The following is a 24001-nucleotide window of genomic DNA, read 5'->3' on the forward strand; positions in this document are numbered from 1 at the left end:
GGATCAGGCTGATTAGCGTCCGCGCTGCGGGCGGGCCTTGTAGGGGTCCACGCCCTTGGGGATCGGGAGCCGGGTGCCCAGCGATGAGATGCGCTTGGACACGGCGCTGACCTCGGTCTTGGTGAGCTCGTTGTTGAGCTTGTTCATCTTCTTCGCCACCTGGCTGATGGGCACCTGACCCTCGCCGCGCCCGGTTTCGATGACGTGGACGGTGACGTTGGGAAGGATGCGCGCCAGCTTCTTCCGTTCGCCTTCGACCAGCGGGCGCACGCGGTGCGTGGGCCCTTCAGCAACGAGCACGACGCCGGGACGACCGACAGCGCGGAAAACGGCGTCCTGGGTCCGCGGGTTCACAGCCACGGGCTGCTCCTCGGTGATCCAGCCGCGCTTCAGAGTGCTGAGGGCAGCCCCGGACGCTCCCGGCTGGTTTTCGATCTGGGCGAAGGCAGCCCCCTCGGCGCGGCGCGAAAGGATGAACGTTGCCGCAAGGAAACCCAGCGGGATGCCGATGATCAGGCCTGTAATCCAGTTGTTCAGCAACAGGCCAACCACGAGGCTGACGGCCACGACGCCCAGGAACGCCAGCAGCATGAGCCACGGAACCATGGGGTCGTGGCGGCGGGTCATATTGAAGACCTCGCGGATCTGCTTGAGCCGGCTGGGCTTCTTTTCCTTCACGGCTTTGGGTTTGCGCCCAAAGAGGCCGCGCTTGGAGGCATCAGCGGCCGCAGGAGTGTTGTTGCTGGAGTCAGGGGATTTCGCCATAGTGCCTTAATTCTACGTGATCCACGACAAAGGGCCGGACGCCGGAAAGTTCCGGTGTCCGGCCCTTTGCCGTGGAAATGCCTGGTGCTACTGGTGCGCCGCCAGCAGGGAGCTGGCTTCCTGGCGGGTGGATCCGGAGGATTCGATGTGGGCGAGTTCGGCGGGGATTTCCCAGCCCTTTTTGCGCATGGCGGTGGCCCAGAGCCGGCCGGCGCGATAGGAGGAGCGGACCAGGGGTCCGGACATGACGCCGAGGAAGCCGATCTCCTCGGCTTCGTGCTGCAGGTCCACAAATTCCTGCGGCTTGACCCAGCGGTCCACGGGGAGGTGGCGTTCGGAGGGGCGCAGGTACTGGGTGATGGTGATCAGGTCGCAGCCTGCCTGGTGGAGGTCGCGGAGGGCTTCGGAGATCTCTTCGCGGGTTTCGCCCATGCCCAGGATGAGGTTGGACTTGGTGACCATGCCCAGGTTCCGGCCCTGGGTGATGACGTCCAGGGAGCGTTCGTAGCGGAACGCGGGCCGGATCCGCTTGAAGATCCTTGGCACGGTTTCGACGTTGTGCGCGAACACCTCGGGTTTGGAGTCGCAGATCGCGGCGATGTGTTCGGGTTTGCCGGAGAAGTCCGGGATCAGGAGTTCGACGCCGGTGCCGGGGTTGAGTTCGTGGATCTTGCGGACCGTTTCGGCGTAGAGCCAGACGCCTTCGTCTTCGAGGTCGTCACGGGCGACGCCGGTGACGGTGGCGTAGCGCAGGGCCATTGCCTGCACGGAGCGGGCCACCTTGGTGGGTTCGAACCTGTCCACGGGTGAGGGTTTGCCGGTGTCGATCTGGCAGAAGTCGCAGCGGCGTGTGCATTCGGAGCCGCCGATCAGGAAGGTGGCTTCCTTGTCTTCCCAGCATTCGAAGATGTTGGGGCAGCCGGCCTCTTCGCAGACGGTGTGCAGGCCTTCCTTCTTGACCAGGTTCTTCAGGCCGACGAATTCCGGGCCCATCTGGACCTTGGCCTTGATCCAGTCCGGTTTCCGTTCCACCGGGGTGGCCGCATTGCGCTGCTCGATCCGCAGCATTTTCCGGCCTTCTGGTGCCAGTGTCACAGGAGAGCTCCTTCGGGGGTTGCAACTAGGGCGTCTTCATTGTTGCGCAGTTCCTCGGTGATCCGCGAAACGAGATCGGCAGGAGACACATCGCGGCCCGTTTCCTGGGCGATCGTGGTCACACCCGCATCGTTGATCCCGCAGGCGATGATCTGGCCATACGGTGCGAGGTCGTTGTTGCAGTTAATCGCGAAGCCGTGCATGGTCACGCCCTGACTGACCCTGATGCCGATAGCGGCGATCTTGCGGGCCGGGCCCTTGGCATCCTCCTCGATCCAGACACCCGCACGCCCCTTGATCCGGACCGGTTTGATGCCATAGTCCGCGAGCACCGCGATGATCACGGCCTCCAGACGCTCAACGTAGTCCCGGATGCCGGCTTTGTTCTTCAGCTTGATGATCGGGTATCCGATGAGCTGGCCGGGACCGTGCCAGGTGAGCTTGCCACCGCGGTCCACGGGAACGACGGGGGTGCCGTCGAAGGGCCGCTCGTGATCCTCTGTCAGCTTTCCGGCCGTGTAGACGGCGGCATGTTCAAGGAGGAGTACCGTGCTGGGGGCCTTGCCGGCCAGGACATTTTCATGGATTTCGCGCTGGATGTCCCAGGCGTGGGTGTAATCGACGAAATCCGGGGCAAGACCGAGCGTTGTGAACTCAAGAGTCATGCGTTCCAGCTTAGACCTCAGCCGGCGTCCTGCCCGATAGTGTGCCCAAGCTCTCATGCCTCCGCGGTCACATTCTGCGCCATTCCCGATGACGGCGGACCGTACGCCTGCCTGTGGATAACTTCTGCAGGAATTGCCGGTTTCCGGTACTCCTTAAGCCATGGACCAGCACAGCTTGGAAAACTACAGCTCGGAAAACCACAGCTCGAAGTCGCACAGCCCGGAAGGCCGCCGCAGCGCCACTACGCACGGTTCCGCCGGGGGAGCGCCCGCCATCGCGGGCTACTCGGTATGCCGCCGGTTGGGCCGAGGCGGCAGTGCCGAAGTGTGGCTGGTTTCGCAGGACTCCACCGGTGTGAAGCTTGCCCTGAAGTGCTTCGGCCGGCCGTGGGGCAGCGGCGAATCAAGCAGTACCGGGCCGGGCGCCGCGGACACCCACCTTGCCGAGGCGCGGGAGCAGGATGTCCGCCGTGAACTCCTGGTCATGTCAGTGCTGGACCACGAGCACCTGGTGAAGGCTTACGGCGTGGTCAGGACGGATGAGGCTGGAGGGGGCAGCTTTGGTCTCCTGATGGACTACGCGGCCGGGGGTTCCCTCCAGCAACTGGTCACGGCGCGAGGCGCACTGAGCGTCGGCGAGACGGTCACGGTCCTGACCCCGATCGCGCAGGTCCTGGGCTACCTGCACGGCAAGGGCTTCACTCACTCCGACGTCGCACCCGGCAACGTACTCTTCACCGCCCATGGAAAGCCGCTGCTGTCCGACCTCGGCGTGGCCCGGATGGTGGGGGACACTTCCGGCGTTTCCGATTGTCACACCGACGGCTTTGCGGATCCGGCCCCGGTGGACGCAGTCCGGGCCGGACTCCAGCCCGAACGCGACGTCTATGCGGCCGCCGCCTTGGGCTGGTACTGCCTCACCGGACAGCCCCCTCCGCCGTCAGCGGCCAGGCCACCGCTCTCCCTGCTTGTTCCGGACGTGCCGGCCGAGCTGGCGGCGTTGCTGGAGGCGGGGCTCAGTGACGACCGGCGGCAACGTCCCGCCGCCGCCGGGTTTGCCACGGCTGTGTACCGCAGCGCGGCCGCACTCCCTGTGGATCTGTCCCGCTCCGTGCATGACACGGTGCTGCCCGAGTTGCTGACGCGCAGGCCCGTCCCGCCGTCGGGCGGGCGCCTGAGGAGGCACCTGCTCGCCTGGGGAAGGCGGCTGAAGACGACCGGATGGGTGAGGGCCTTGGGCCGGCTGTCGTCGTGTGGGGCACCGACAGCCCACGCCCTGTCACTGCAGCAACCCGCTGTCAGGGGTACCGGGGCCAGGCACGCGGCGGTCCGGCATGCCGTGGTCAGTCACGCGGCTGACGGGCAGCACCCTGCGGACGCACGTCCCGTGGTCAGGCACAGGGCGGAGAGGCGGACCGCAGACAGACAAACCGCAAACAGGCCAGCCACAGGCAGGCAAACCGCAAACAGGCCAGCCACAGGCAGGCGAACCACGGACCACGCGGCTTCCAAGGCGCTGCCGACGCGGGTCCGCAGGGTCGCCGGAGCCGGCGCGGGCGGCAGCCGCCCTCTGGCAGTGGCAGGCGGTGTGCTCACGGCAGCGGTGCTTGCCGGCGCCGCGCTTCTGGGGTTGCCCGGGGCTGCGGAGGTGCCAGGCCAGGAGGCCCTGGACTCGACTCCAGCGGCGCGGGAGTCAGGCCAAGTGGCGCTGGAGGCAGTCCTTCCGGCGGGCAGCCCAGGATCCTCGCCAGCTGCTGCAGCACAGGAGGCCAGCCTGCCGAGTGATGTCAGGCGCCGGCTGGCGGCGAAGGATCCCGTGGAGGCGGTCCTCGGACTGGCGCAGCTGCGTTCACTGGCGCTGCGGGAGGGCAGGCTGGACTTGCTCGACGATGTGAATGCCCCGAACACCCCAGCTCATGCCGCGGACCGGCAGATCCGCGCCGGGCTGGAGAAATCCGGGACGGTGCTGGCCGGGTTCACCACGAGTCTCTCCGGCGTGCGTCGCCTGCCCGGAAGCACGCCGGCGAGGGCAGTAGTGGCGGTGACGTCATCGACCTCGGCTTATCAGGAGCGATCGCTTGCAGGCGCCGTCGTGGCCACCGGAGCGCGGCAGCAGGATATGAGGCTGCGGCTTGTCCTGGTCCAGGCTGAGGGACGCTGGCGCATCGCGGACATCCTGCCTGCGGCTGAACACCAATAGCGGGCTGAACACGAACAACACGGACCTGAACACCAACAGAACGGCCCTGAACACCAACAGAAAGGAGCGACTACTTGTCGCCGGCGACCCATGCGGCGGCAAGCGCCACCGAGGGATGCTGCCAGGTGAACCCGCTGTCCCGGAGCAGTGTCGGCTCGATCCGCTGGCTTGCGAGCAGAAGTTCGTCGGCCAGCTTGCCCATGACGAGGCGCAGCGCCGGGGCCGGCGCACGCAGCAGGGCGGGGCGGTGAAGGGCCCTTGCCAGCCCGGCAACGAGGGTGTTGAGGTCGGCGGTTTCCGGCGCCGCAACATTCACGGGACCCGAATTCCCGGACGTGAGGAGGAATCCGAACGCGGAGGTGAGGTCGGGGAGGGTGATCCACGGCCAGTACTGCCGGCCGTTGCCCAGCGGACCGCCGATGCCTGCCCGCAGCAGAGGCAGCAGGCGTCCCATGGCACCGCCTGACCTGCTCAGCACCACCGCGGTCCGCGGCGTCACAACCCGGACTCCGGACGGGGCCTCGTGGGCTGCCGCTTCCCACTCGACGCAGATGCGGGCCATGATGCCCTGCCCGGCGGGGGATTCCTCCGTCAGCATGGCGTGCCCGGCGTCGCCGTAGTAGCCGGCCCCGGACTGGCTGATGAACGTCGGGGGCGGGGAGTCGAGGTGGCGCATCGCCGAGGTAAGAGTCCGCGTGGGATCGAGGCGCGACTGGAACAGCTCATCGATCCGGTGCGGTGTCCATGGCCTGGCGCCGATGTTGGCGCCCGACAGATTGATGACGGCGTCGGCGCCCTCAAGGCAGCCCGGGTTCAGGGTTCCGGTGGCGGGATCCCAGGGGGTCTCCGACGGCGACGACGGCGGCCGCCTAACCAGCCTGACGACGTCGTGCCCGTCGGAGGCGAGGCGGGAGGAGAGTGCGGTTCCGATGAGCCCGGAGGCGCCGGCCATGACGATACGCATGATCCATCTCACCATGCCCGGCACGGCAGGGCACCTCCCCGATGGCTCATGTCACGTTGACTATGATCGAACGATGACCTCTTCGAGTTACCTCCGGTTCCCTCATGTTCACGGCGATCTGGTCACGTTTGTGGCCGAGGACGACGTCTGGATTGCCCCCCTCAGCGGCGGCCGCGCCTGGCGTGTTTCCTCGCTCCAGCTGCCGGCCCGCAACCCGCGCTTTACGCCGGACGGTAAAAAGCTGGTCTGGACGGTCGTGCAGGGGACGGCTCCCGAGGTGGTCATCGCTGATGTCGACGGCGGGGGATACCGCCAGCTGACCTTCTTCGGACACAGCACCACTCGGGTCAAGGGCTTCACCCCTTCCGGGGACATCGTGGTCACCAGTGCGTTCCGCCAGGCCGAGAGCCGCCACACGCACGCCTACCGGCTGTCCACCGAGGGCGGCTGGGCCGAGGAGCTCCCGCTGGGACCGGTCGAGTCCGTGGCCTTCGGCCCGGAACTCGGGGACGAAAAGCCGGTGGTGGTGGGCAGTGTGTTGTCCCGCGAACCGGCCTGGTGGAAGCGCTACCGTGGCGGAACTGCCGGAAAGCTCTGGATCGACAGCGACGGAAACGGTGAGTTTGAGCGGCTCCTGCCGGAGCTGGACGGCAATCTCGCCGATCCCATGTGGGTGGACGGGCGCATCGCCTTCCTCTCAGACCACGAAGGCTACGGCAACCTGTACTCGGTCCTGCCCGGCGGCGGGGACCTGCGGCGCCACACCGACCACGAGGACTTCTACGTCCGCCACGCCTCCACCGACGGCAAGCGCGTGATCTTCGAATCGGCCGGTGAGCTATGGCTCCTGCATGACCTTGGCTCCGAGGCCGTCCGGCTGGATGTAACGCTCGGATCGGCGTCCCAGGGCCGCCGCGCCTCGCTCCTCAAGGTCGCCAAGCACCTGGGTGACGTCCGGCCGGACACCACGGGGGAAGCAAGCGCCGTGGAGGCCCACGGAACAATCCACTGGCTGCGGCACAAGGACGGGCCGTCCCGCGTTGTGGAGGCGACGGCCGGCGTTCGTGCCCGCCTGCCGCGTCCTCTTCCCGCCGGCCGCATCGCCTACGTGGCAGATCACGACGGCGAGGAGGCCCTGTTCATCAGGGAAATCGTGCCGCAGGTTCCGGCACACGATGGAGCAGCCCGAGCAGCAAAGGCCGCGCCAGCAGCCAACGGCAACGGCAACGGCAAGCCCAGCGCTCTCCCGGACACCGAACCTGCCGGGGATCAGCAGGAAGCCGTGTCTTCGGCCATGCCACTGCCCAGGCCAGTTTCCGCCGCCGGGGTAGCGGGACCCCGCGCCACCCACCCGGTGGCCGACGACGCTGCGGCCGACCTCGCCCCTGCGGAGGCAGCAACCGAAACGACGGCTGGCCAGGCCACCGGCACTGTTGCGGCCGAATCAAGCCCGCTCACGGTGCGGTTCCCCAAGCCTTCACGTGCCAGCGCCATTGAAGCCAGCCCCGACGGCCGCTGGATCGCCATCGGAACCGCCTTTGGCGACCTGTACATTGCCGACACGCAGGACGGCACGCTGACGGCGGTAACCAGCATCGGCGAGGGCAGCATTGAGGACCTCGCCTGGTCGCCGGACTCCGCATGGCTCGCCTGGTCCGAACCGGTGACATCCTTCGGCTCACGCAGCCGCCTGCGGCTGGTCCGCGCCAACGCCCGGAAAACCAACCCCGGGGAGACCACTCCCGGGGAGACCAACGCCCCGGAGGTCACGGCCGGAGAGGCCGCCATCGTGGAGGTGACGGACGGCCGCTTCCGGGACGAATCGCCGTCGTTCTCCCCGGACGGCAAATTCCTTGCCTTCCTTTCCAACCGCAGTTTCGATCCGGTCTACGACGGCCATTCCTTTGACCTGTCCTTCCCGAGCCCGATCAAGCCCTACCTCGTGGCACTGGCGGCGGACACCGCCTCGCCGTTCGGCCCCAGCGTGGCCCTGGCAGACGGATCCAACGAACAGGACGGCACCGCAGCCGAGTCCGCAGCCGCCGAGGGCAAGCCCGCACCGGCCGCCGTCCGGGTGGACGCCCAAGGACTCGCCCACCGGGTCATCAGCGTCCCGGTTCCGCAGGGCAACTACTCGGACCTGACCGCCGCCGACGGCGCTCTGCTGTGGCTCGACAGCGCCCTTGCCGGCGTCACCGGGGAGGGCAGGGCAAGCCTGGAGGACAAGAACGAGGCGCCGAGCCTGGTCCGCTTCGACCTGGCCAAGCGCAAGAGCACCACCCTCGTGGACGCCCTGGACAGCTACCGCCTGTCCGGTGACGGCAGGAAGGTGGTCCTGGTCCACGACAAGCAGGTCCGCGTGGTGCCCTCCGACGCCAAGGCCGACGAGGATTCCGGCCAGCTGGTCAAGGTGGACCTCACCCGCATCCGCGTCCTGATGGATCCGTTGAGCGTGTGGGGCCAGGCGTTCGACGAGGCGTGGCGGCTGCAGCGCGACTTCTTTTGGACCGAGGACATGGCCGGCCAGGACTGGGACTCCATCCACGCCCGCTACCGTCCTCTCGTGGAGCGGCTCGGATCGCACGACGACCTGGTGGACCTGCTGTGGGAGCTGCACGGCGAGCTCGGCACATCGCACGCCTACGTGCGCCCGGCGGCGGCCACGGAAAACGGCAGCAACGGCCAGGGCCGGCTGGGTGCCGACCTCGCCTTCACCGGCGAGGGCTGGGAAATCGAGCGCATCCTGGCCGGCGAATCGTCGGATCCGCTGGCCACCTCGCCGCTGACGCGGCCGGGCGCAGACGCCAAGGCCGGGGACGTCCTGCTGGCCATTGACGGTGTGCGCCTGACGGAGTCGCTGACGCCGGCCATGCAACTGGTGGGCGCGGCCGGCCGGGCGGTGGAACTGACCATCCGCAACGGCGCCGGCCACGGACAGGCAGCCGGAGTCCAGCGCCGGATCGCCGTCGTCCCCATCAAGGATGAGGAACGGCTCCGGTACCAGGACTGGGTGAATGCCAACCGCCGCACAGTACGCGAGGCATCGGACGGCAAATTCGGCTACCTGCATATTCCGGACATGCTGGCCAACGGCTGGGCGCAGCTCCACCGCGACCTGGACACCGAGACGGCGCTTGACGGCCTGATCGTGGACGTGCGCCGCAACCGCGGCGGGCACACGTCCCAGCTCGTGGCAGAACTGATCGGGCGGAAGGTGACGGGCTGGAGCATGCCCCGCGGCGAAAAGCCGCGGACGTATCCGCACCACGCGCCGCGCGGTCCGGTCATCATCCTGGCCGACGAATTCGCCGGTTCCGACGGCGACATCATCACGCAGGTCTCGAAGCTGCGTGGCATCGGCCCGGTGATCGGCACGCGCACCTGGGGTGGCGTCGTCGGCATCGACAACCGCTTCACGCTGGCCGACGGAACAGGGGTTACCCAGCCCCGCTACGCCACCTGGTTCGGCGGCGGCGTGGGCTGGAGCGTCGAAAACCACGGAGTGGCTCCGGACATCGAGGTGACGTTCCCGCCGCACGCCTACGCTGCCCGCCGGGACCCGCAGCTGGAGTCCGGCATCACGGCGCTGAAGGAGATGGTGCAGGAGCTGCCCACGGACCGGCCGCCGGCCCGCGAGGGCTACCGCCGGCTGCGTCCGGAGCCGCTGCCGGGCCGGCAGCCCGCGAAGGGCTGACGCCGCACGGAGAGGGCCCCACAGAAAGGCCCTGTTCCCGACTGGATTTCTCCAGACCGGAACAGGGCCTTAGCCGTTGCCGCACCTGCAATTCAGCAGGCGGGGCGGAACATCAGGAAGCGGCGAGCGTGGCGTCCAGGGTGATGTCGATGCTGGCGAGGGCACCAGATACAGGGCAGCCGACCTTGGCTTCCGCCGCGATCTTCTGGAATTCATCTTCGGTAATGCCCGGGACCTTGGCGTTGAGGGTCAGGTGGCTGCCGGTGATGCCGGTGCCCGGCTGGAACGTGACGTCCGCCTTGGTGTGCACCTCCTCCGGCGTGTGGCCAGCCTGCGCCAGCGCGTGGCTGAAGGCCATGGAGAAGCAGGCGGAGTGGGCTGCGGCGATCAGCTCTTCGGGGCTGGTCTTGCCTTCTGAGGCCTCCGTGCGGGCCTTCCAGGTGACCTCGTAGGTGCCCAGTCCGGAGCTGTCGAGTGTGGTGTTGCCGGCGCCCGTCATCAGGTCGCCGTTCCATACAGTGTGTGCGGTGCGTGTTGCTGCCATTTCCACTCCTTAGCTTGGGATCAATCATGGCCGGGCTGGCGCCCGGACCGTCCTGCACAATCCTATGGATTAGCGGGCGCGGGCGCACGGGTTGTCCGCTGTCAGAGGATTATGACCGAACTGCCGGTTTCCGGGATTAGTTCCACAGAGTGGCGATGCCGATATTGATCAGTGCCAGCCCGCCAACGCCGTGTGCGAGACCGGTTGAGACGGGCTGCCCGTTTTTGACCTTGCGCGCTCCAATAACTGCCAGGACGGCAACGACAATGCCGATGACGAGCTTGATGCCCAGCTTGACATAGTTCGGATGGGCGTCGGGCAGAAGCGGAAGGAGACCCATCATGGCGATGCCCGTGAGCAGCTGCAGGAAGGCTCCGTCGCGCTGGCGGGGGTGCACGGTGGGCTGCTTCATCGTGGCGATCCAGTAGCCCACGATCATGGCGGCTCCGACAATGTGCAGGAACACCAGAATGCTAAAGAGAATAGTCATGGCCCCAGCTTAGCCAGTTTGTTCTACGTCCTGTAGCAAATCCACGCGTGCCCCCGGTTAACACCGCGCCCCTACATTTACGGCTCAGACAATGCGGACGGCTTAAACAACGACGGCGGTGCAGCCTTCCGGTGGCAATCCACCGGCGCCCGCACCGCCGTCGTTATTGGCTGTTTGGTTACAGTCCCAGGTCCGCTTCGAACGCGCCTTCTTCGAGGCGGGCCTTCAGCGTCTGCAGGAAGCGTCCCGCGTCCGCACCATCCACCAGGCGGTGGTCGTAGGTGAGGGACAGGTACATCATGGAGCGGATGGCGATCGAGTCGTCACCGTTCTCGTCCTGGACCACCACGGGGCGCTTGACGATCGCCCCGGTGCCGAGGATGCCGACCTGCGGCTGGTTGATGATCGGGGTGTCGAACAGCGCACCGACAGAACCGATGTTGGTGATGCTGAATGTACCGCCGGACAGTTCGTCCGGGCCGATCTTGCCGCTGCGGGTGCGGTCTGCGACATCGGCGATCTTGCCGGCGAGGCCGGCGAGGTTCAGGTTGCCGGCGTCGGAGATGACCGGAACCAGCAGGCCCTTGTCAGTGTCGACGGCGATCGCCAGGTGCTCGGCGTTGTGGTAGGTGATTTCCTGCTTGTCCTCGTCGTACGCAGCGTTGAGCTTGGGGTGCTGCTTGAGGGCCTCGGCCACGGCCTTGGCGATGAAGGGCAGGAAGGTGAGCTTGACGCCGTTCTGGGCCTGGAACGAGTTCTTGGCCTTGAGGCGAAGCTTGGCCACCTTGGTCATGTCCACTTCGTGCACCTGGGTCAGCTGGGTGGAGACATCCAGCGACTCACGCATGCGGCGGGCGATGACCTGGCGGATCCGCGGAGCCTTCTGCACGGTGCCGCGCAGCGAGGACGCTGCGGCCGACGGAGCAGCGGAAGCTGCGGCAGGGGCTGCCTGTGCTGCGGCTGCCGGAGCGCCCTTGGATTCAGCAGCGGCCAGGACGTCCTGCTTGCGGATGCGGCCACCAACGCCCGTGCCGGACACAGAGGCGATGTCCACGCCGTGCTGGTTGGCGAGCTTGCGGACCAGGGGAGTGACGTAGCCGGACTCGGCGCCTGCGGCAGGGGCTGCCTGCGGTGCGGGTGCAGCCTGGGGTGCGGGTGCTGCCTGGGGTGCGGGTGCGGGTGCTGCCTGGGGTGCGGGTGCTGCCTGGGGAGCAGGCGCGGGGGCGGGCTTCTCAGCTGCCGGTGCGGGCTGTTCGGCAGCGGGGGCGGCGGGCTGCTCGGGAGCAGCAGCAGGAGCAGCGGCGCCGGAGCCAATGACGGCGAGGACAGAGCCAACCTCGGCGGTCTCGTCCTCGTTGACGCGGATTTCCTGCAGCGTGCCGGCCACGGGGGACGGGATTTCGGTGTCCACCTTGTCGGTGGAAACCTCGAGCAGCGGCTCGTCAACTTCCACGGAGTCGCCAACAGCCTTGAGCCAGCGGGTGACGGTGCCTTCGGTGACGCTCTCGCCAAGGGCCGGCAGGGTGACTTCGTGGCCTTCACCGGAGGAGGCGGGTGCTGCCTCTGCGGCAGGTGCTTCCTGGGCCGGTGCCTCTTCGGCGGGTGCCGCGGGTGCCTCTTCGGCAGGTGCTGCAGCCGGTGCTTCCTCGGCGGGGGCTGCTGCGGGGGCTTCGGCAGCGCCGCCGGCGGAACCGTCACCGATGCGCACCAGGGGGGCGCCAACTTCAGCGGTCTCGTCTTCGGCGACGAGGATTTCCTCGATGACGCCAGCGATCGGAGAGGGGATTTCAGTGTCTACTTTGTCGGTGGAAACCTCGAGCAGCGGTTCGTCCACCTCTACCCGGTCACCTACCTGCTTGAGCCAGCGGGTGACGGTTCCTTCGGTGACGCTCTCACCGAGGGCGGGCAAGTTAACGGATTCAGACATGTCGTCCCCGTTCTCCTTATTTATCTAAAGTGCGGATGATTGCTGCATTATTCGGGCCTGGTGCACGCTGCTGTTCGAGCCGGGTGCACCAGGCCCTGTTGTCTTGCGGAACGAATTAGCCGTGAAGGGCTTTGCCGGCCAGGGCAAGGTTGGCCTCGCCGAGTGCCTCGTTCTGGGTCGGGTGGGCGTGCAGCAGCTGGGCCACATCCTCCGGGTAGGCTTCCCAGTTCACGATCAGCTGGGCTTCGCCGATCTGCTCACCCATGCGGGAGCCGAGCATGTGGACGCCCACCACCGGGCCGTCCTTCTGGCGGACCAGCTTCACAATGCCGCCGGTGCCGAGGATGGAGCTCTTGCCGTTGCCGGCCAGGTTGTACTCCTGGGTCTCGACCTGGTCGTCGCCGAACTTCTCCTTCGCACCCTTTTCGGTGTAGCCGACGGTGGCGATCTCGGGCTCGGAGTAGGTGACCTTGGGGATGTTGACATCCTCGACGATGACGGGCTTCAGGCCGGCAATTTCCTCGGCCACGAAGATGCCCTGCTGGTAACCGCGGTGCGCGAGCTGGACGCCGGGGACGATGTCGCCGACGGCGTAGATGTTGCCCACGCCGGTGTGCAGGCGCTCGTTGGTGATGACGAAGCCGCGGTCGATGGTGAGGCCGGCCTCTTCGTAGCCAAGGTTTGCGGTGACGGGACCGCGGCCCACGGCGACGAGGAGCAGGTCGGCTTCGAAAGTCTTGCCGTCAACAAGGGTGACCTTGACGCCGTCGTTGTTCTGTTCAACGCCCTGGAAGAAGACACCGGTGGAGAACTTGATGCCGCGCTTCTTGAAGGCACGCTCGAAGTTCTTGACGATCGCTGCGTCCTCGTTGGGGACCAGCGAAGGCAGGCCCTCAACGATGGTGACGTCGACGCCGAAGGACTTCCAGACCGAAGCGAATTCGACGCCGATCACGCCGCCGCCCAGGATGATGGCGCTCTTGGGGATGTAGTCCATGGTGAGCGCTTCATCGGACGTGATGACCTTGCCGCCGATTTCCAGGCCCGGCAGCGTACGGGAGTAGGAACCCGTGGCGAGGACGATGTTCTTGCCCTTGTAGGCCGTGCCGTTCACGACGACGGTGTCGGTGCCCTGCAGCTTGCCTTCACCCTCGATGACGGTGATGCCCTTGGACTTGATCAGGCCCTGCAGGCCCTTGAACTTGCCAGCGACGATGCCGTCTTTGTAGGCGTTGACAGCGCTGATGTCGATGCTGTCGAGCGTCACGTTCACGCCGTACTTGGCGGAGTCGCGGGCGTGGTCAGCCAGTTCGGCCGAGTGGAGCAGAGCCTTCGTGGGAATGCAGCCGTTGTGGAGGCAGGTTCCGCCGAGCTTGCCCTTCTCCACGAGGCCAACGGTGAAGCCAAGCTGAACGGCCCGGAGGGCCGTGGCGTACCCGCCGCTGCCACCACCGAGTACCAGGATGTCGAATTCTTGCGCAGTTGCCTGATCGGCCACTTAGACGCTCCCTCGCGTGAACGATGACACGAGAGTACGCATCATCTGGTCTTGGAAATTGCTCTGCCGTGATTATGCCAGCAGGCCTTTTCCCTTTCATTTGTGACTACCGTGGTTCACCTTAGCGAACCACTTATCCATGCTCCACCTTGCCGGTCCTTTTGTGGAGCGCTTGTGTCGAGTGTCACGCGGCTGTGTGGCGAGCGGATCACTCCGGCCACACAGCCGCGTGGCGCGCCGGCTCAGGCCAGTAGATCCTCGATGTAGGCCACCAGCGTGCGGACCGTGCAGCCGGTGCCCTGCTTCGGCGTGTAGCCGTAGGGCGCCCCGTTGTTGAAGGACGGGCCGGCGATGTCGATGTGTGCCCACGGGATGGTCTGGCCGTCTTTGTCCTTGCCAACGAACTCGCGCAGGAACACGGCCGCCGTCATCATGCCGCCGTGGCGCTCACCGATGTTGGCGATGTCCGCCACCTGGGAGTCGAGGCTGGGCCGCAGTTCTTCCGGCAGGGGCATGGGCCAGACGAGCTCGCCGGCCCGGTCGGCGGCAGCCTTCAGCGGGCCGGTCACGCTGTCCGCACCCATGATGCCGGCAGTCCGGTTTCCGAGCGCGATCAGCTGCGCACCGGTCAGGGTGGCGACGTCGATGATGGCGTCCGGGTACTCCTGGCTGGCCGCGACGATGCCGTCGGCCATGACCAGCCGGCCTTCGGCGTCGGTGTTCAGGACCTCGACCGTCTTGCCGCCGAACATGGTCAGCACGTCGGCGGGACGCGAGGCGGCCCCGGAGGGCATGTTCTCGGCGATGCACAGCCAGGCGGTCGCCTTGACGGGCAGCCCCAGGCCTGCAATGGCCAGCACGGTATTAAGCACGACGGCGGCGCCCGCCATGTCGCTCTTCATGTCACCCATGCCGAGGGCCGGCTTAATGGAGATGCCGCCGGTGTCAAAGGTGATGCCCTTGCCGACCAGCGCGATTTTCCGGGTGGCCTTGGCGGGGGAGTACTCCACCTTGACGAGGCGCGGCTGCCGGGCGGAGCCTTTGCCGACGCCCATGATGCCGCCGAAGCCTTCCTTTTCCAGGCGCTTTTCGTCCCACACGGTGACCTTAACGGGCAGTCCCTTGGACAGTTCCTTGGCGGCGTCGGCGAACGACTCGGGGTAGAGGTGGCTCGGCGGCTGGTTCACGAGCGAGCGGGTGGCGTTGACAGCCTTGCCCAGCAGACGCGCACGGTCCAGTGCCGACTGCAGTTCCTTGTCGCCGGCCAGTTCAGTGAAGATCGCGACGTCGGCCACGGGATCCTTGAGGCCGTCCTTGGACGAGCGGAACTCCGTGAACGAGTAGGCTCCCAGCGCGGCGCCCTCGGCGATGGCGGCAACGTCGGCGACATTCGCCGTCGGGAAGGCCAACGTGACCGAGGACAGCCCGGCAAGCTGGCGGACGGCGGAGCCGGCAGCGCGGCGCAGCACCTCGCCCGAGACCTTTCCTCCGGCGTCGACCTTGCCCACGCCGGCCAGCACCAGGATTCCGGAGCCCGTTTCCGGAAGCCCGGGAAGGCGAACCGCCTGGTCCGGCGCGCCGGTGATGCCGAGGACCTTCAGGGAGTCGGTCAGGGCCTCGACGGATTTCGCGGTCAACGGGTTTTCCAGCAGGAACGGGCCGTCCGTGCCCTGTCCGACGCCGATGACCACTGCGTCACTTGCCGCCTTCTTCAGGTCCCTTGCAATGGCACTAAGGTTGGTTTCAGTATTCTTGACCACGAGGATCGGTCCTCAATTCTCTGTGATTGTTCGGGCAGGGAGCGCAGCAAGGCGCCCTCTCGCGGGTGCCGGCCGCCGTCCACGCGGGGCAGCGGCGCCAGCTTCCAAGGAAGCCAATTCCGATCGTAGTCTCTCGTTCCGAAACTGCGGGGGAGCGCCGGGGAAACGGGCCGGTTGAGAGCCGTGCCACAACGCCCCGAGGAATGACGCCGCTCTTCCGGGTGTTATGAAGATTAACCCCGACCACGAAAGGAACTCGCCGTGTTTGAAAGGATTTCCGGCTCGCTGCTGGACCCCGACGCGCTCTATGCCAAGAACATTGGGCTGTTCCATAACCCTGAGCTCCGCGGGCTGAACCTGGTGATGGGCTTTACCGGTTTCGCCGATGCCGGCCACGTGGTCCGGCAGATCACGGACGAGCTGCTGGACACACTCGACTCCGAACGAGTGGCCGTGTTCGACGCCGACCAGCTGATGGACTACCGGTCCCGGCGCCCGCATGTGACCTTTGTCGAGGACCATCTGCAGGACTACCAGCCGCCCACCCTGGCCCTGTACAGGCTGGTTGACGGGCTGGGCAAGCCCTTCCTGTTCCTCGCCGGCTTCGAGCCGGACCTGCAGTGGGAACGCTTCGCCCGTGCCGTGGTGCAGATCGTCGAAGCCCTGGACGTCAACCTGGTGACCTGGATCCACTCGATTCCCATGCCCGTGCCCCACACCCGTCCGGTCGGGGTGACCGTGCACGGCAACCGGCCCGAGCTTATTGAAGGCATCTCCTCCTGGAAGCCCACCGTGGAAGTGCCGGCCGCCGTCGGGCATGTCCTGGAACTCCGCCTAAGCGACGCCGGCCGCAACGTTGCCGGGTACGTGATCCACGTGCCGCACTACCTCGCCGAGGCGGAGTACCCCACGGCTGCTGTGGCCGGCCTGGAGTACCTGGGGGCCGCCACCTCGCTGATGCTGCCGACCGACCGGCTGCGCGAGTCCGGCCGTGAAGTGGGCCGGCAGATTGCCGAGCAGATCGAGGCGTCGGAGGAAGTCCAGCAGGTGGTGGCCCGGCTCGAGGCCCGCTATGACGAAAAGGCAGAGGGCACGGTGCGCCGGTCCCTGCTTGCCAACGAAAATGATGAACTGCCCGACGGCGACGCGCTGGGCGCCGCTGTGGAGGCCTACCTGGCGCGGGAGAACCCCGCGCCGTAAGCTCCATCACTGGGTGGCATTAGGCTCGTCACTGAAAGGCCAAAACCCGGCAAATAAAATAGGATTTTTGCCCCCGCTGAGGATAATGAGAGGGTGACTGCACCCCGCGCCTGGCTTATTTGGTCCATTGGCATCTTTTCGTACCTCGTGGCTGTGACGCAGCGTACGTCGTTCGGTGTGGTCGGACTCGAGGCCACCGAGAGGTTCCATGCCAGCGCCTCGGCCATTTCCTTTTTCACGGTGCTGCAGCTGCTGGTGTACGCCGGACTTCAGATTCCGGTGGGCGTGCTGGTGGACAGGTTCGGTTCCCGGGCCATGATTGCCGGGGGCGCCCTGCTGATGGGCCTGGGCCAGCTGCAGCTGGCCTTTGCGGACAGCGTCCCGGCCGGAGTGCTGGGTCGCGTGCTCGTGGGTGCCGGCGATGCCATGACCTTCATCTCCGTCATCCGGCTGATTCCGCTGTGGTTCGCGCCCGCCCGGGTTCCGCTGCTGACCCAGCTGACCGGCATGTCCGGACAGCTGGGCCAGTTGCTGAGCGTGGTGCCGTTCGCCTTCATCCTGCACAGTGCGGGCTGGACCCCGGCGTTCCTGGCGCTGGCGGGATTCTCGGGAGTCGCCGTCGTGCTGGTGGTCCTAATGCTGCAGGACGTCCCGTCCGGCACGCCCAAGCAGGAGGCTGCCAAGGGGCTGCGCGCCACCGGCGTGTCCCTGTCGCGCGCATGGAAGCAGCCGGGGACACGGCTGGGGATGTGGAGCCACTTCACCATCCAGTTCAGTGGAACAGTGTTCGCAATGACCTGGGGCTACCCGTTCCTGATTTCGGCGCAGGGTCTCAATGCCGGCACAGTCGCGTCGCTCATGTCCCTGTACGTGGCCGGTGCCATCGGAGCCGGGCCGCTGATCGGGCGCTTTGTTGCACGGCACCCCCTCCGGCGCTCCACCATGGTCCTCCTCCTCGTCGCTGCCACCGCGGCAGCCTGGGGGGCCGTGCTGCTGTATCCCGGCCGCTCACCGCTGTGGCTGCTGGCGGTTCTCATCGTGGTGCTGGCCATCGGCGGCCCGGGCTCCATGATCGGCTTCGACTTCGCCCGCACCTTCAACCCGGCGCACCGGATCGGAACCGCCACCGGCATCGTCAACGTGGGCGGCTTCTTCGCGGCGCTCATGGCCATCTACCTGATCGGCGCAGTACTGGACATCCTTAACTCCACGGGCTTTTCCCGCGGGGAGCTCTATGGCCTGGAGCCCTTCCGCATCGCGCTTTGCGTGCACTTCCTGCTCCTCGGAGTCGGGTCCGTCGCCATGCTGGTGGTCCGACGCAAGGTCCGCCGGCAGATGGCTGCCCAGGGAGTGGTGGTGCCGCCGCTGCTGCAGGCAATGGCCCAGCAGCGGCGGGAACGGATTGCCCGCCGCAAGACCCCTTCCCGCGACTAGGATTCATACCCGCTGACGGCGCCGTTGCCTGCTTGCGCGCACTGGTCCTCAACAGGCGCCCGTTGTCCACATAGCTCAGGCTGCCTGTCGCGCCGGCGGTGACCGCCGTCGGAAGCTGTTTCCATGACACCGGAGCATCTCACTATCAGCGGTCCCGAAGACATTCTTGGCTACATTCCGCACAGCCTGGGCTATTGGCCGTCGCAGAGCCTCGTGGCCATGACCATGCAGGGCAAGCGCCTCGGAGCGACTCTTCGGGTCGACCTCCCGGAGAGCGGTCGCGGCCGCAGCCGGGAGGCGTTCGCGAGGACGGTGGCGGAGTACCTTCTGGCGGACAAGGAAGCCGACGGGACGCTGCTGGTCTTCTTTACCGACGGCTTTACCGACGGCGGTAATGACAGCGGTTTTAACGACGGCGGCCCGGAAGGGGCGGCGGCGTTGTCCTTTCGGCCCTTGCTCGCCGATCTGGAATGCGCGCTCGGACTGGCTGGCATGCCGGTGCGGGATGCCTGGCGCGTCGGCGAAGAGTACTGGCGCAACCTGTACTGCACTGACGGCAGCTGCTGCCCGATGGCGGGCCGCCCCGTGGCCGAGATCCGGGACAGCCGGCTCAATGCGGAGATGGTGTATCTGGGCAGCAGCATCGGTGCGCCTCCCGGGGCTCCTTCACCCGGCAATGCCAGTACGACTCCAGCGGACGACGCCGCTGTCATGGCAGCCGAACGCGAGTGGAGTCTGGCCCTGGCCGGCAAGCGGACTCACCGGGCGCAATTTGATGCGGTCCTCGATGCCTGGGCAGCTGCGCTGGAAGCCGTTTCGTCTGGGGTCGTTTCGTCTGGGGTCGTTTCGGGTGACGCCGTTCCGCCTGGAGCCGTTCAGGGGCGAGGCGGTCAACTTGCGCGCGCTTCACTTGCAGCTGGCCCGGGACTCGGGATTGAACCGCAACTCGCCGGGTTCCTGCGCGCGTCCCTGCATGTTCCGGCCTGGCGCGACGCGGTCCTGGTCATGGCCGCCGCCGGACGCGCCGCGGCCGCATCCGGAGCCGAAGCCTTCGGGATCTTCTCTGCCGGGACTGGACTCCCTGTGTCCTGCCCGCCGTTGCCGGAGGCGCGGCTGTCCTCGAGCGGATTTCCTGGCCCGGCCACCGACGGCGGGGTGGCACCTTCGGTACCCGGAACAGACTCGGTCTCCGAAACAGAACCGGCGCCCGAAACAGAACCGGCGCCCGGAACAGAACAGAGCGGCGATCGTCCGGACCAGGGGATGGACAAGGGCCGTCCTGACCTGGCGCCTGTTTCCAGCTGCGGCCCGGATGTCCTGCCCGGTTATGGCGAAGTCCTGTTGGGCCTATGTCCGCCGGTGCCGGACTGGGACACTCTGAAACGCCTGGAGGAGCTGATGGCGGCCCTGTCGTCGAGTGGCGGGGGTGAGGCTCAGGCTGCAGCGCTGACGGCCACCGGCTGGATCGAATGGTGCCGGGGGAGGGGTTCCTTCGCGCACGCATCATTGACCCGGGCCCTGGAGGCCAGCCCGGGATACCGGCTGGCCGAACTCCTGTCTGAAGTGGTCCGGCGCGGAACAATCTGCGGCTGGGCCGGGCGACGCGAGGCTGCTTGGCAGAAATTCGGATCGGACGCCGCCTAGAGATTGACCCCGTCCAGAGCAGGGGCCCGGGCTGAATGCGGATACCAGACGTGGCCCTGGCTCCGGGCCCCTTAGACCGGCCGGACTAACCCGCCGGACTAAGGGGCCTGCAACCACGACGTCCGGCGGGACCGAGGGGCCCTGCCGAAGCCGACATCGTCACGTAGCCGGCGGGTATTACGGTCCTGACGGCCCCCGGAGTGGAAAATCATGAGACAATGGAGGCCGAGACCCGGTTGGGTCCGTGAATCAATGCTTGCAGTGGATCCCATTCGGGAACATTGCGGCCGTCCCGGCAGTTCTACTTAGTGGCCCTGTCGGTCGGTTGCATCTGATGTCAATCACGGACTTGACAGGGTCATAGTGGTGTTGCCCGAAGGTGACTCCACAGACCGCCGCTAGAAAGGTTTTCTGTGACCCCGTCTTCCGCGAAGAAGGAACCCGCCGCCCTGGCCGTTGAAACTGCCGAGGAGAAGCCGGCGGCATCCAGCGCCAAGCGTGCCGCCACCCGTGCCGCTGGGAAGCCCGAGCCCAAGAAGCGCGGACCCAAGCCCGGAGCCAAGGCTGCAGCCGAAGCTGCCGGAAGCCGCTCAACCGATGACGATGCCGACGTGGAAGTCGAGGAGGACCTCGACGACGCGCAGCCGGACACCGCTGATCTGGTCGATGAACCCGACGAGGCCGGCAAGGAAGCCGCAGCGCCTACCGGTTCGGGATTCGTTTACTCTGACGCCGACGACGACGACGCACCTGTCCAGCAGGTCATGTCTGCCGGCGCCACCGCCGACCCCGTCAAGGACTACCTGAAGCAGATCGGCAAGGTAGCCCTCCTCAACGCCGAACAGGAAGTTGACCTCGCGCTCCGCATCGAGGCCGGCCTGTTCGCCGAAGAGAAGATTGCCGCCGATGACGGCTCCATGGATCCGAAGTACAAGCGTGAGCTTGAGTTCATCATCCATGACGGCAAGCGCGCCAAGAACCACCTTCTCGAGGCCAACCTCCGCCTCGTTGTGTCGCTGGCCAAGCGCTACACCGGTCGCGGCATGCTGTTCCTGGACCTCATCCAGGAAGGCAACCTCGGCCTCATCCGTGCCGTCGAGAAGTTCGACTACACCAAGGGCTTCAAGTTCTCCACGTACGCCACCTGGTGGATCCGTCAGGCCATCACCCGTGCCATGGCGGACCAGGCCCGCACCATCCGTATCCCGGTGCACATGGTGGAAGTCATCAACAAGCTGGCTCGTGTCCAGCGCCAGATGCTGCAGGACCTGGGCCGCGAACCCACGCCCGAAGAGCTGGCGCTCGAGCTGGACATGACCCCCGAGAAGGTCGTCGAAGTCCAGAAGTACGGTCGCGAGCCCATTTCGCTCCACACGCCGCTCGGCGAGGACGGCGACTCCGAATTCGGTGACCTCATTGAGGACTCTGAAGCAGTGGTTCCGGCCGATGCTGTGAGCTTCACCCTTCTGCAGGAACAGCTGCACTCCGTGCTGGACACCCTGTCCGAGCGCGAAGCCGGCGTCGTTGCCATGCGGTTCGGCCTCACGGATGGCCAGCCCAAGACTTTAGACGAAATCGGCAAGGTCTACGGCGTTACCCGCGAGCGTATCCGTCAGATTGAATCCAAGACAATGTCCAAGCTCCGCCACCCGTCCCGGTCGCAGGTGCTGCGGGACTACCTGGACTAGAAACACTGGACCAGTAAAACTGGACTGGGAAACGCGAACACGGGCCAGGCCTTTCGTCGGAAATCGGCGGCAGGCCTGGCCCTTGTCGTACCGCTACGACATAACCATGTGCACGAGCAGGTTTGGCCGCCCACTGCCTGGCGGCCCTTCGAATATTTTCGCCGCGGACCACACCGCGGGGCCCGTCCGGGTGGACGCGGACGGGGCGACGCTGCGCGCTGGCCCGCGACCCTTGGTTTCACTCCTGCCGGTTTCGCGCGCCCAGGTTCAGGTCGGTCCAGCGCCGGGTAGCGGTGGTGCGGTGGAGTGGTAGGTGTGGCCAGTGGGTGTGGTGAGTTCGATGGTGTGCCGTGGGCCGGGTCTGGGTTGGGCTTTCCAGCCGGGCAGTTCCTTGGTGTGGTTGCAGGCTTCGCAGAGCCCAGTGCCGTTGGCCAGGGATGTTGGGCCGTTCTCGTGCCAGGGGACGATGTGGTCAAGGTGGCGGATCGGGGCGTCGCAGTAGGGTGTGCGGCAGGTGTCGTCGCGGATTTGGATGACGCGGCGCAGCTTTGGCGGGAACAGGCGCCGCCGCGAATCCATGGCCACCAGGTCGCCGGTCCCGGGGGCGGTGTAGAGCCGCCGGACCCAGGTTTTGAACTCCTTCATATCGGCGGTGGAGCCACTCGCCGCGGGCTGGAGGCGATCCGGCCAGCCAGGATCCTGGAACTGGGTCGGATCTTGTCTCCGCCCCGCTCCCTGCTCCTGCGTTGCCAGGTCCCGGGCCCAGGCGGCGGGGACGATGCCGTAGCTGGGTATCCGGGCGGGTTCGGTGTCGCCTTGGAGGAGGGTGCGGTCGGTCATGACGAGGTTGATGTCTATGCCGGTGATGCCGCCTCGGGTTCCGGTGGTCCGTTCGACGAGGGTGTCGGCCTTGATCTGCCCCAGGCTGCGCGGGTCTCCGGCGGCGTGGAGGGTGTCGGCGTGCCGGGTCAGTGCTGCCCAGACCGCGATGCCCTGTTGGGCGGGGAGCAGCGCCGTCAGGTAGGTCATGCAGTCCGGGGCCGGGCGCAGGCTCACGGTCCGCTCCGACGCTGCATGGCTGGCGTGTTGGGCCACGGAACGGGGGTCCCTGCGGGTGGCCGCGGCCCGGGCCGCGGCGATGACAGCCCTGGTCCCGGCGCCCGTGAAGGTTCCGGTGTCCGCGGACAGCTCCTCATCGACGGCGGCCCGGTCCGCGACGGTCAGGCAGGCGGTCTCTTTCACGACGTGCATGACGCGCTCTTCGTTCAGTTGGCCGGTGTCCAGGGCGGCTAGGCTGTGGGGCATCTCGGTGACCAGTGCCTTCGCTGTGCCGAGCAGACGGCCGCCGCGGTGCGGGGACTCGCCCCGGGCCAGGGCGATGTGCTCGGCTGCGCCCATGCTGTGTTCTTTGGGGCGTTTCTTGCCCAGATCCTCGACAGTTAAAGTGCTGCCCCTGGCCTGCCCGGGATCAGCCTGCGTCCCGGGTTCGGCGTGTTCCTGGCGGTGCCGGATCTCGAAGACGACGGCAAGCCTCGCCTGTTGCCCCGCAATCAGGCACTTGATCTTCTCCCATGCCTGCATCTGGTCGATCAAACCCGCACCGTCCGCGGTGAGGTCCGCCCGCAAAAGGACCCTTGCCGCAGCGACCCGGTCCGCCACGCCCAGCCACGGCGTACAGGCATTGGAGACACCGCCGCCGGCGAACAGGACATCGGCAAACAGCGCCTCGGGAAACGGGTCCTCCGGAAAACCATCCTAAGCAAAGAGGGCACCTGGGAAAGGTCCTCCAGAACGACGTCGTCCGGGTACACGAAGTTGGGGTCCTCGTCATAGGGAAACCCGTAGACCGGAAACTCCGCGAAGGGACAAGCTTCGCCCAGCAAGCCGTGCGCGGGAAACGCATCCAAAGGAAAGGATCGGCTGGCAGGATCGGCGCCGGGGAAGGCGGCAGCGTGCAGAGTGTCGTCGCCCACTACCGCCAGATCCTGCTCCGACGCCCCAGTGCTATCCATAAACACAGTCTGGCAAGGGTCACTGACAATTTAGCGCCGCGGGAACATCCGCGGGCAGCGGAGCTGGAGAAAGAAAAAGCCAGGACCCCCGCACGGGGGCCCTGGCTTCGAGTCTGGTTGTCTAGTCGACCGGAACCGGTGCCTTTTCGTGCAGCCGGTTCGTCTCATCGTGCCAATCGGAGCTAAGCGGCCTGAGGGTCGCTTCGACGGCGCGTGAATGGTGGGCGCAGAAGAGCAGCTCACCACCGGAGGACTCGAGTACAACCCGGACGTATGCCTGCGCTCCGCAACGGTCACACCGGTCAGCTGCGGTGAGTGTGCGGTCGGCAACTGCTGTTGTCATGTCGGCCTCCTTAGTAGATCTGTACATCTATATAACCAGCATTCGCCGCTAAACCATGGCAAGGATGGGTCACTTTCG

The 24001-nt window shown here is 66.7% G+C and carries 17 protein-coding genes; 6 read left to right on the forward strand and 11 right to left on the reverse strand.

What is annotated here, in order from left to right; translation table 11 throughout:
- Window positions 1-12: 12 nt before the first annotated feature.
- The 3 genes from QFZ23_RS09240 to lipB form a co-directional block, all read right to left on the reverse strand.
- On the reverse strand, window positions 13-765 hold the full coding sequence (locus QFZ23_RS09240) for a DUF4191 domain-containing protein (RefSeq protein WP_306922350.1): 753 nt from the start codon (window positions 763-765) through the stop codon (window positions 13-15).
- Window positions 766-852: 87 nt separating this feature from the next.
- Window positions 853-1860 carry a lipoyl synthase gene (lipA, locus tag QFZ23_RS09245; RefSeq protein ID WP_306922351.1) on the reverse strand — a complete coding sequence of 336 codons (1008 nt, stop codon included), beginning with the start codon at window positions 1858-1860 and terminating at the stop codon, window positions 853-855.
- Window positions 1857-2525 carry a lipoyl(octanoyl) transferase LipB gene (lipB, locus tag QFZ23_RS09250; RefSeq protein WP_306922353.1) on the reverse strand — a complete coding sequence of 223 codons (669 nt, stop codon included), beginning with the start codon at window positions 2523-2525 and terminating at the stop codon, window positions 1857-1859. Before lipB ends, lipA begins: the two co-directional genes overlap by 4 nt.
- 160 nt (window positions 2526-2685) lie before the next feature.
- On the opposite strand from lipB, the gene QFZ23_RS09255 reads away from it, so the two are divergent.
- Window positions 2686-4725, forward strand: coding sequence for a protein kinase domain-containing protein (locus tag QFZ23_RS09255; RefSeq protein WP_306922354.1), 2040 nt, complete (start codon window positions 2686-2688; stop codon window positions 4723-4725).
- A gap of 70 nt (window positions 4726-4795) precedes the next feature.
- On the opposite strand, the gene QFZ23_RS09260 is transcribed toward QFZ23_RS09255, so the two are convergent.
- The gene (locus tag QFZ23_RS09260; RefSeq protein ID WP_306922356.1) at window positions 4796-5689 is read right to left on the reverse strand and encodes a TIGR01777 family oxidoreductase; all 894 of its coding nucleotides are present in this window, start codon (window positions 5687-5689) and stop codon (window positions 4796-4798) included.
- Between the two features lie 73 nt (window positions 5690-5762).
- Between QFZ23_RS09260 and QFZ23_RS09265 the strand changes: the two genes are divergently transcribed.
- Window positions 5763-9383, forward strand: coding sequence for a S41 family peptidase (locus QFZ23_RS09265; RefSeq protein ID WP_306922357.1), 3621 nt, complete (start codon window positions 5763-5765; stop codon window positions 9381-9383).
- 112 nt (window positions 9384-9495) lie between these two features.
- Here the strand turns inward: QFZ23_RS09265 and QFZ23_RS09270 are convergent, their stop codons facing one another.
- The 5 genes from QFZ23_RS09270 to QFZ23_RS09290 all read right to left on the reverse strand — a co-directional run bounded on the left by QFZ23_RS09270 (window position 9496) and on the right by QFZ23_RS09290 (window position 15602).
- Window positions 9496-9927, reverse strand: coding sequence for an OsmC family protein (locus tag QFZ23_RS09270; RefSeq protein WP_306922358.1), 432 nt, complete (start codon window positions 9925-9927; stop codon window positions 9496-9498).
- A 136-nt stretch (window positions 9928-10063) separates the two neighbouring features.
- The gene (locus QFZ23_RS09275; protein ID WP_306922359.1) at window positions 10064-10417 is read right to left on the reverse strand and encodes a hypothetical protein; all 354 of its coding nucleotides are present in this window, start codon (window positions 10415-10417) and stop codon (window positions 10064-10066) included.
- 178 nt (window positions 10418-10595) lie between these two features.
- The gene (gene sucB / locus QFZ23_RS09280; RefSeq protein ID WP_306922360.1) at window positions 10596-12344 is read right to left on the reverse strand and encodes a 2-oxoglutarate dehydrogenase, E2 component, dihydrolipoamide succinyltransferase; all 1749 of its coding nucleotides are present in this window, start codon (window positions 12342-12344) and stop codon (window positions 10596-10598) included.
- Between the two features lie 115 nt (window positions 12345-12459).
- Entirely contained in the window at window positions 12460-13842 is a 1383-nt protein-coding gene (gene lpdA / locus QFZ23_RS09285; protein ID WP_306922361.1) for a dihydrolipoyl dehydrogenase, read from the reverse strand.
- A gap of 242 nt (window positions 13843-14084) precedes the next feature.
- The gene (locus QFZ23_RS09290) at window positions 14085-15602 is read right to left on the reverse strand and encodes a leucyl aminopeptidase (protein WP_306922362.1); all 1518 of its coding nucleotides are present in this window, start codon (window positions 15600-15602) and stop codon (window positions 14085-14087) included.
- A gap of 261 nt (window positions 15603-15863) precedes the next feature.
- Here QFZ23_RS09290 and QFZ23_RS09295 point away from each other — a divergent pair, with 261 nt between their 5' ends.
- From QFZ23_RS09295 to QFZ23_RS09310, 4 genes are all read left to right on the forward strand, one after another.
- A complete protein-coding gene (locus tag QFZ23_RS09295; RefSeq protein WP_306922363.1) occupies window positions 15864-16802 on the forward strand; it encodes a proteasome assembly chaperone family protein in 939 nt (312 codons plus the stop codon).
- 93 nt (window positions 16803-16895) lie between these two features.
- The gene (locus tag QFZ23_RS09300) at window positions 16896-18236 is read left to right on the forward strand and encodes an MFS transporter (RefSeq protein WP_306922364.1); all 1341 of its coding nucleotides are present in this window, start codon (window positions 16896-16898) and stop codon (window positions 18234-18236) included.
- Between the two features lie 123 nt (window positions 18237-18359).
- Window positions 18360-19880, forward strand: a complete 1521-nt coding sequence (locus tag QFZ23_RS09305; RefSeq protein ID WP_306922365.1) for a DUF4192 family protein — start codon at window positions 18360-18362, stop codon at window positions 19878-19880.
- A 413-nt stretch (window positions 19881-20293) separates the two neighbouring features.
- Entirely contained in the window at window positions 20294-21568 is a 1275-nt protein-coding gene (locus tag QFZ23_RS09310) for an RNA polymerase sigma factor (RefSeq protein WP_306922366.1), read from the forward strand.
- Between the two features lie 267 nt (window positions 21569-21835).
- Here the strand turns inward: QFZ23_RS09310 and QFZ23_RS09315 are convergent, their stop codons facing one another.
- Both QFZ23_RS09315 and QFZ23_RS09320 read right to left on the reverse strand, forming a co-directional pair.
- The gene (locus tag QFZ23_RS09315) at window positions 21836-23149 is read right to left on the reverse strand and encodes an HNH endonuclease (RefSeq protein ID WP_373427929.1); all 1314 of its coding nucleotides are present in this window, start codon (window positions 23147-23149) and stop codon (window positions 21836-21838) included.
- 552 nt (window positions 23150-23701) lie between these two features.
- Window positions 23702-23923: a DUF7455 domain-containing protein gene (locus QFZ23_RS09320; RefSeq protein WP_306922368.1), complete on the reverse strand. Its 222-nt coding sequence runs from the start codon at window positions 23921-23923 to the stop codon at window positions 23702-23704.
- Window positions 23924-24001: the final 78 nt, after the last annotated feature.

Source organism: Arthrobacter globiformis, from assembly GCF_030818015.1.
Taxonomy (GTDB): domain Bacteria; phylum Actinomycetota; class Actinomycetes; order Actinomycetales; family Micrococcaceae; genus Arthrobacter; species Arthrobacter globiformis_C.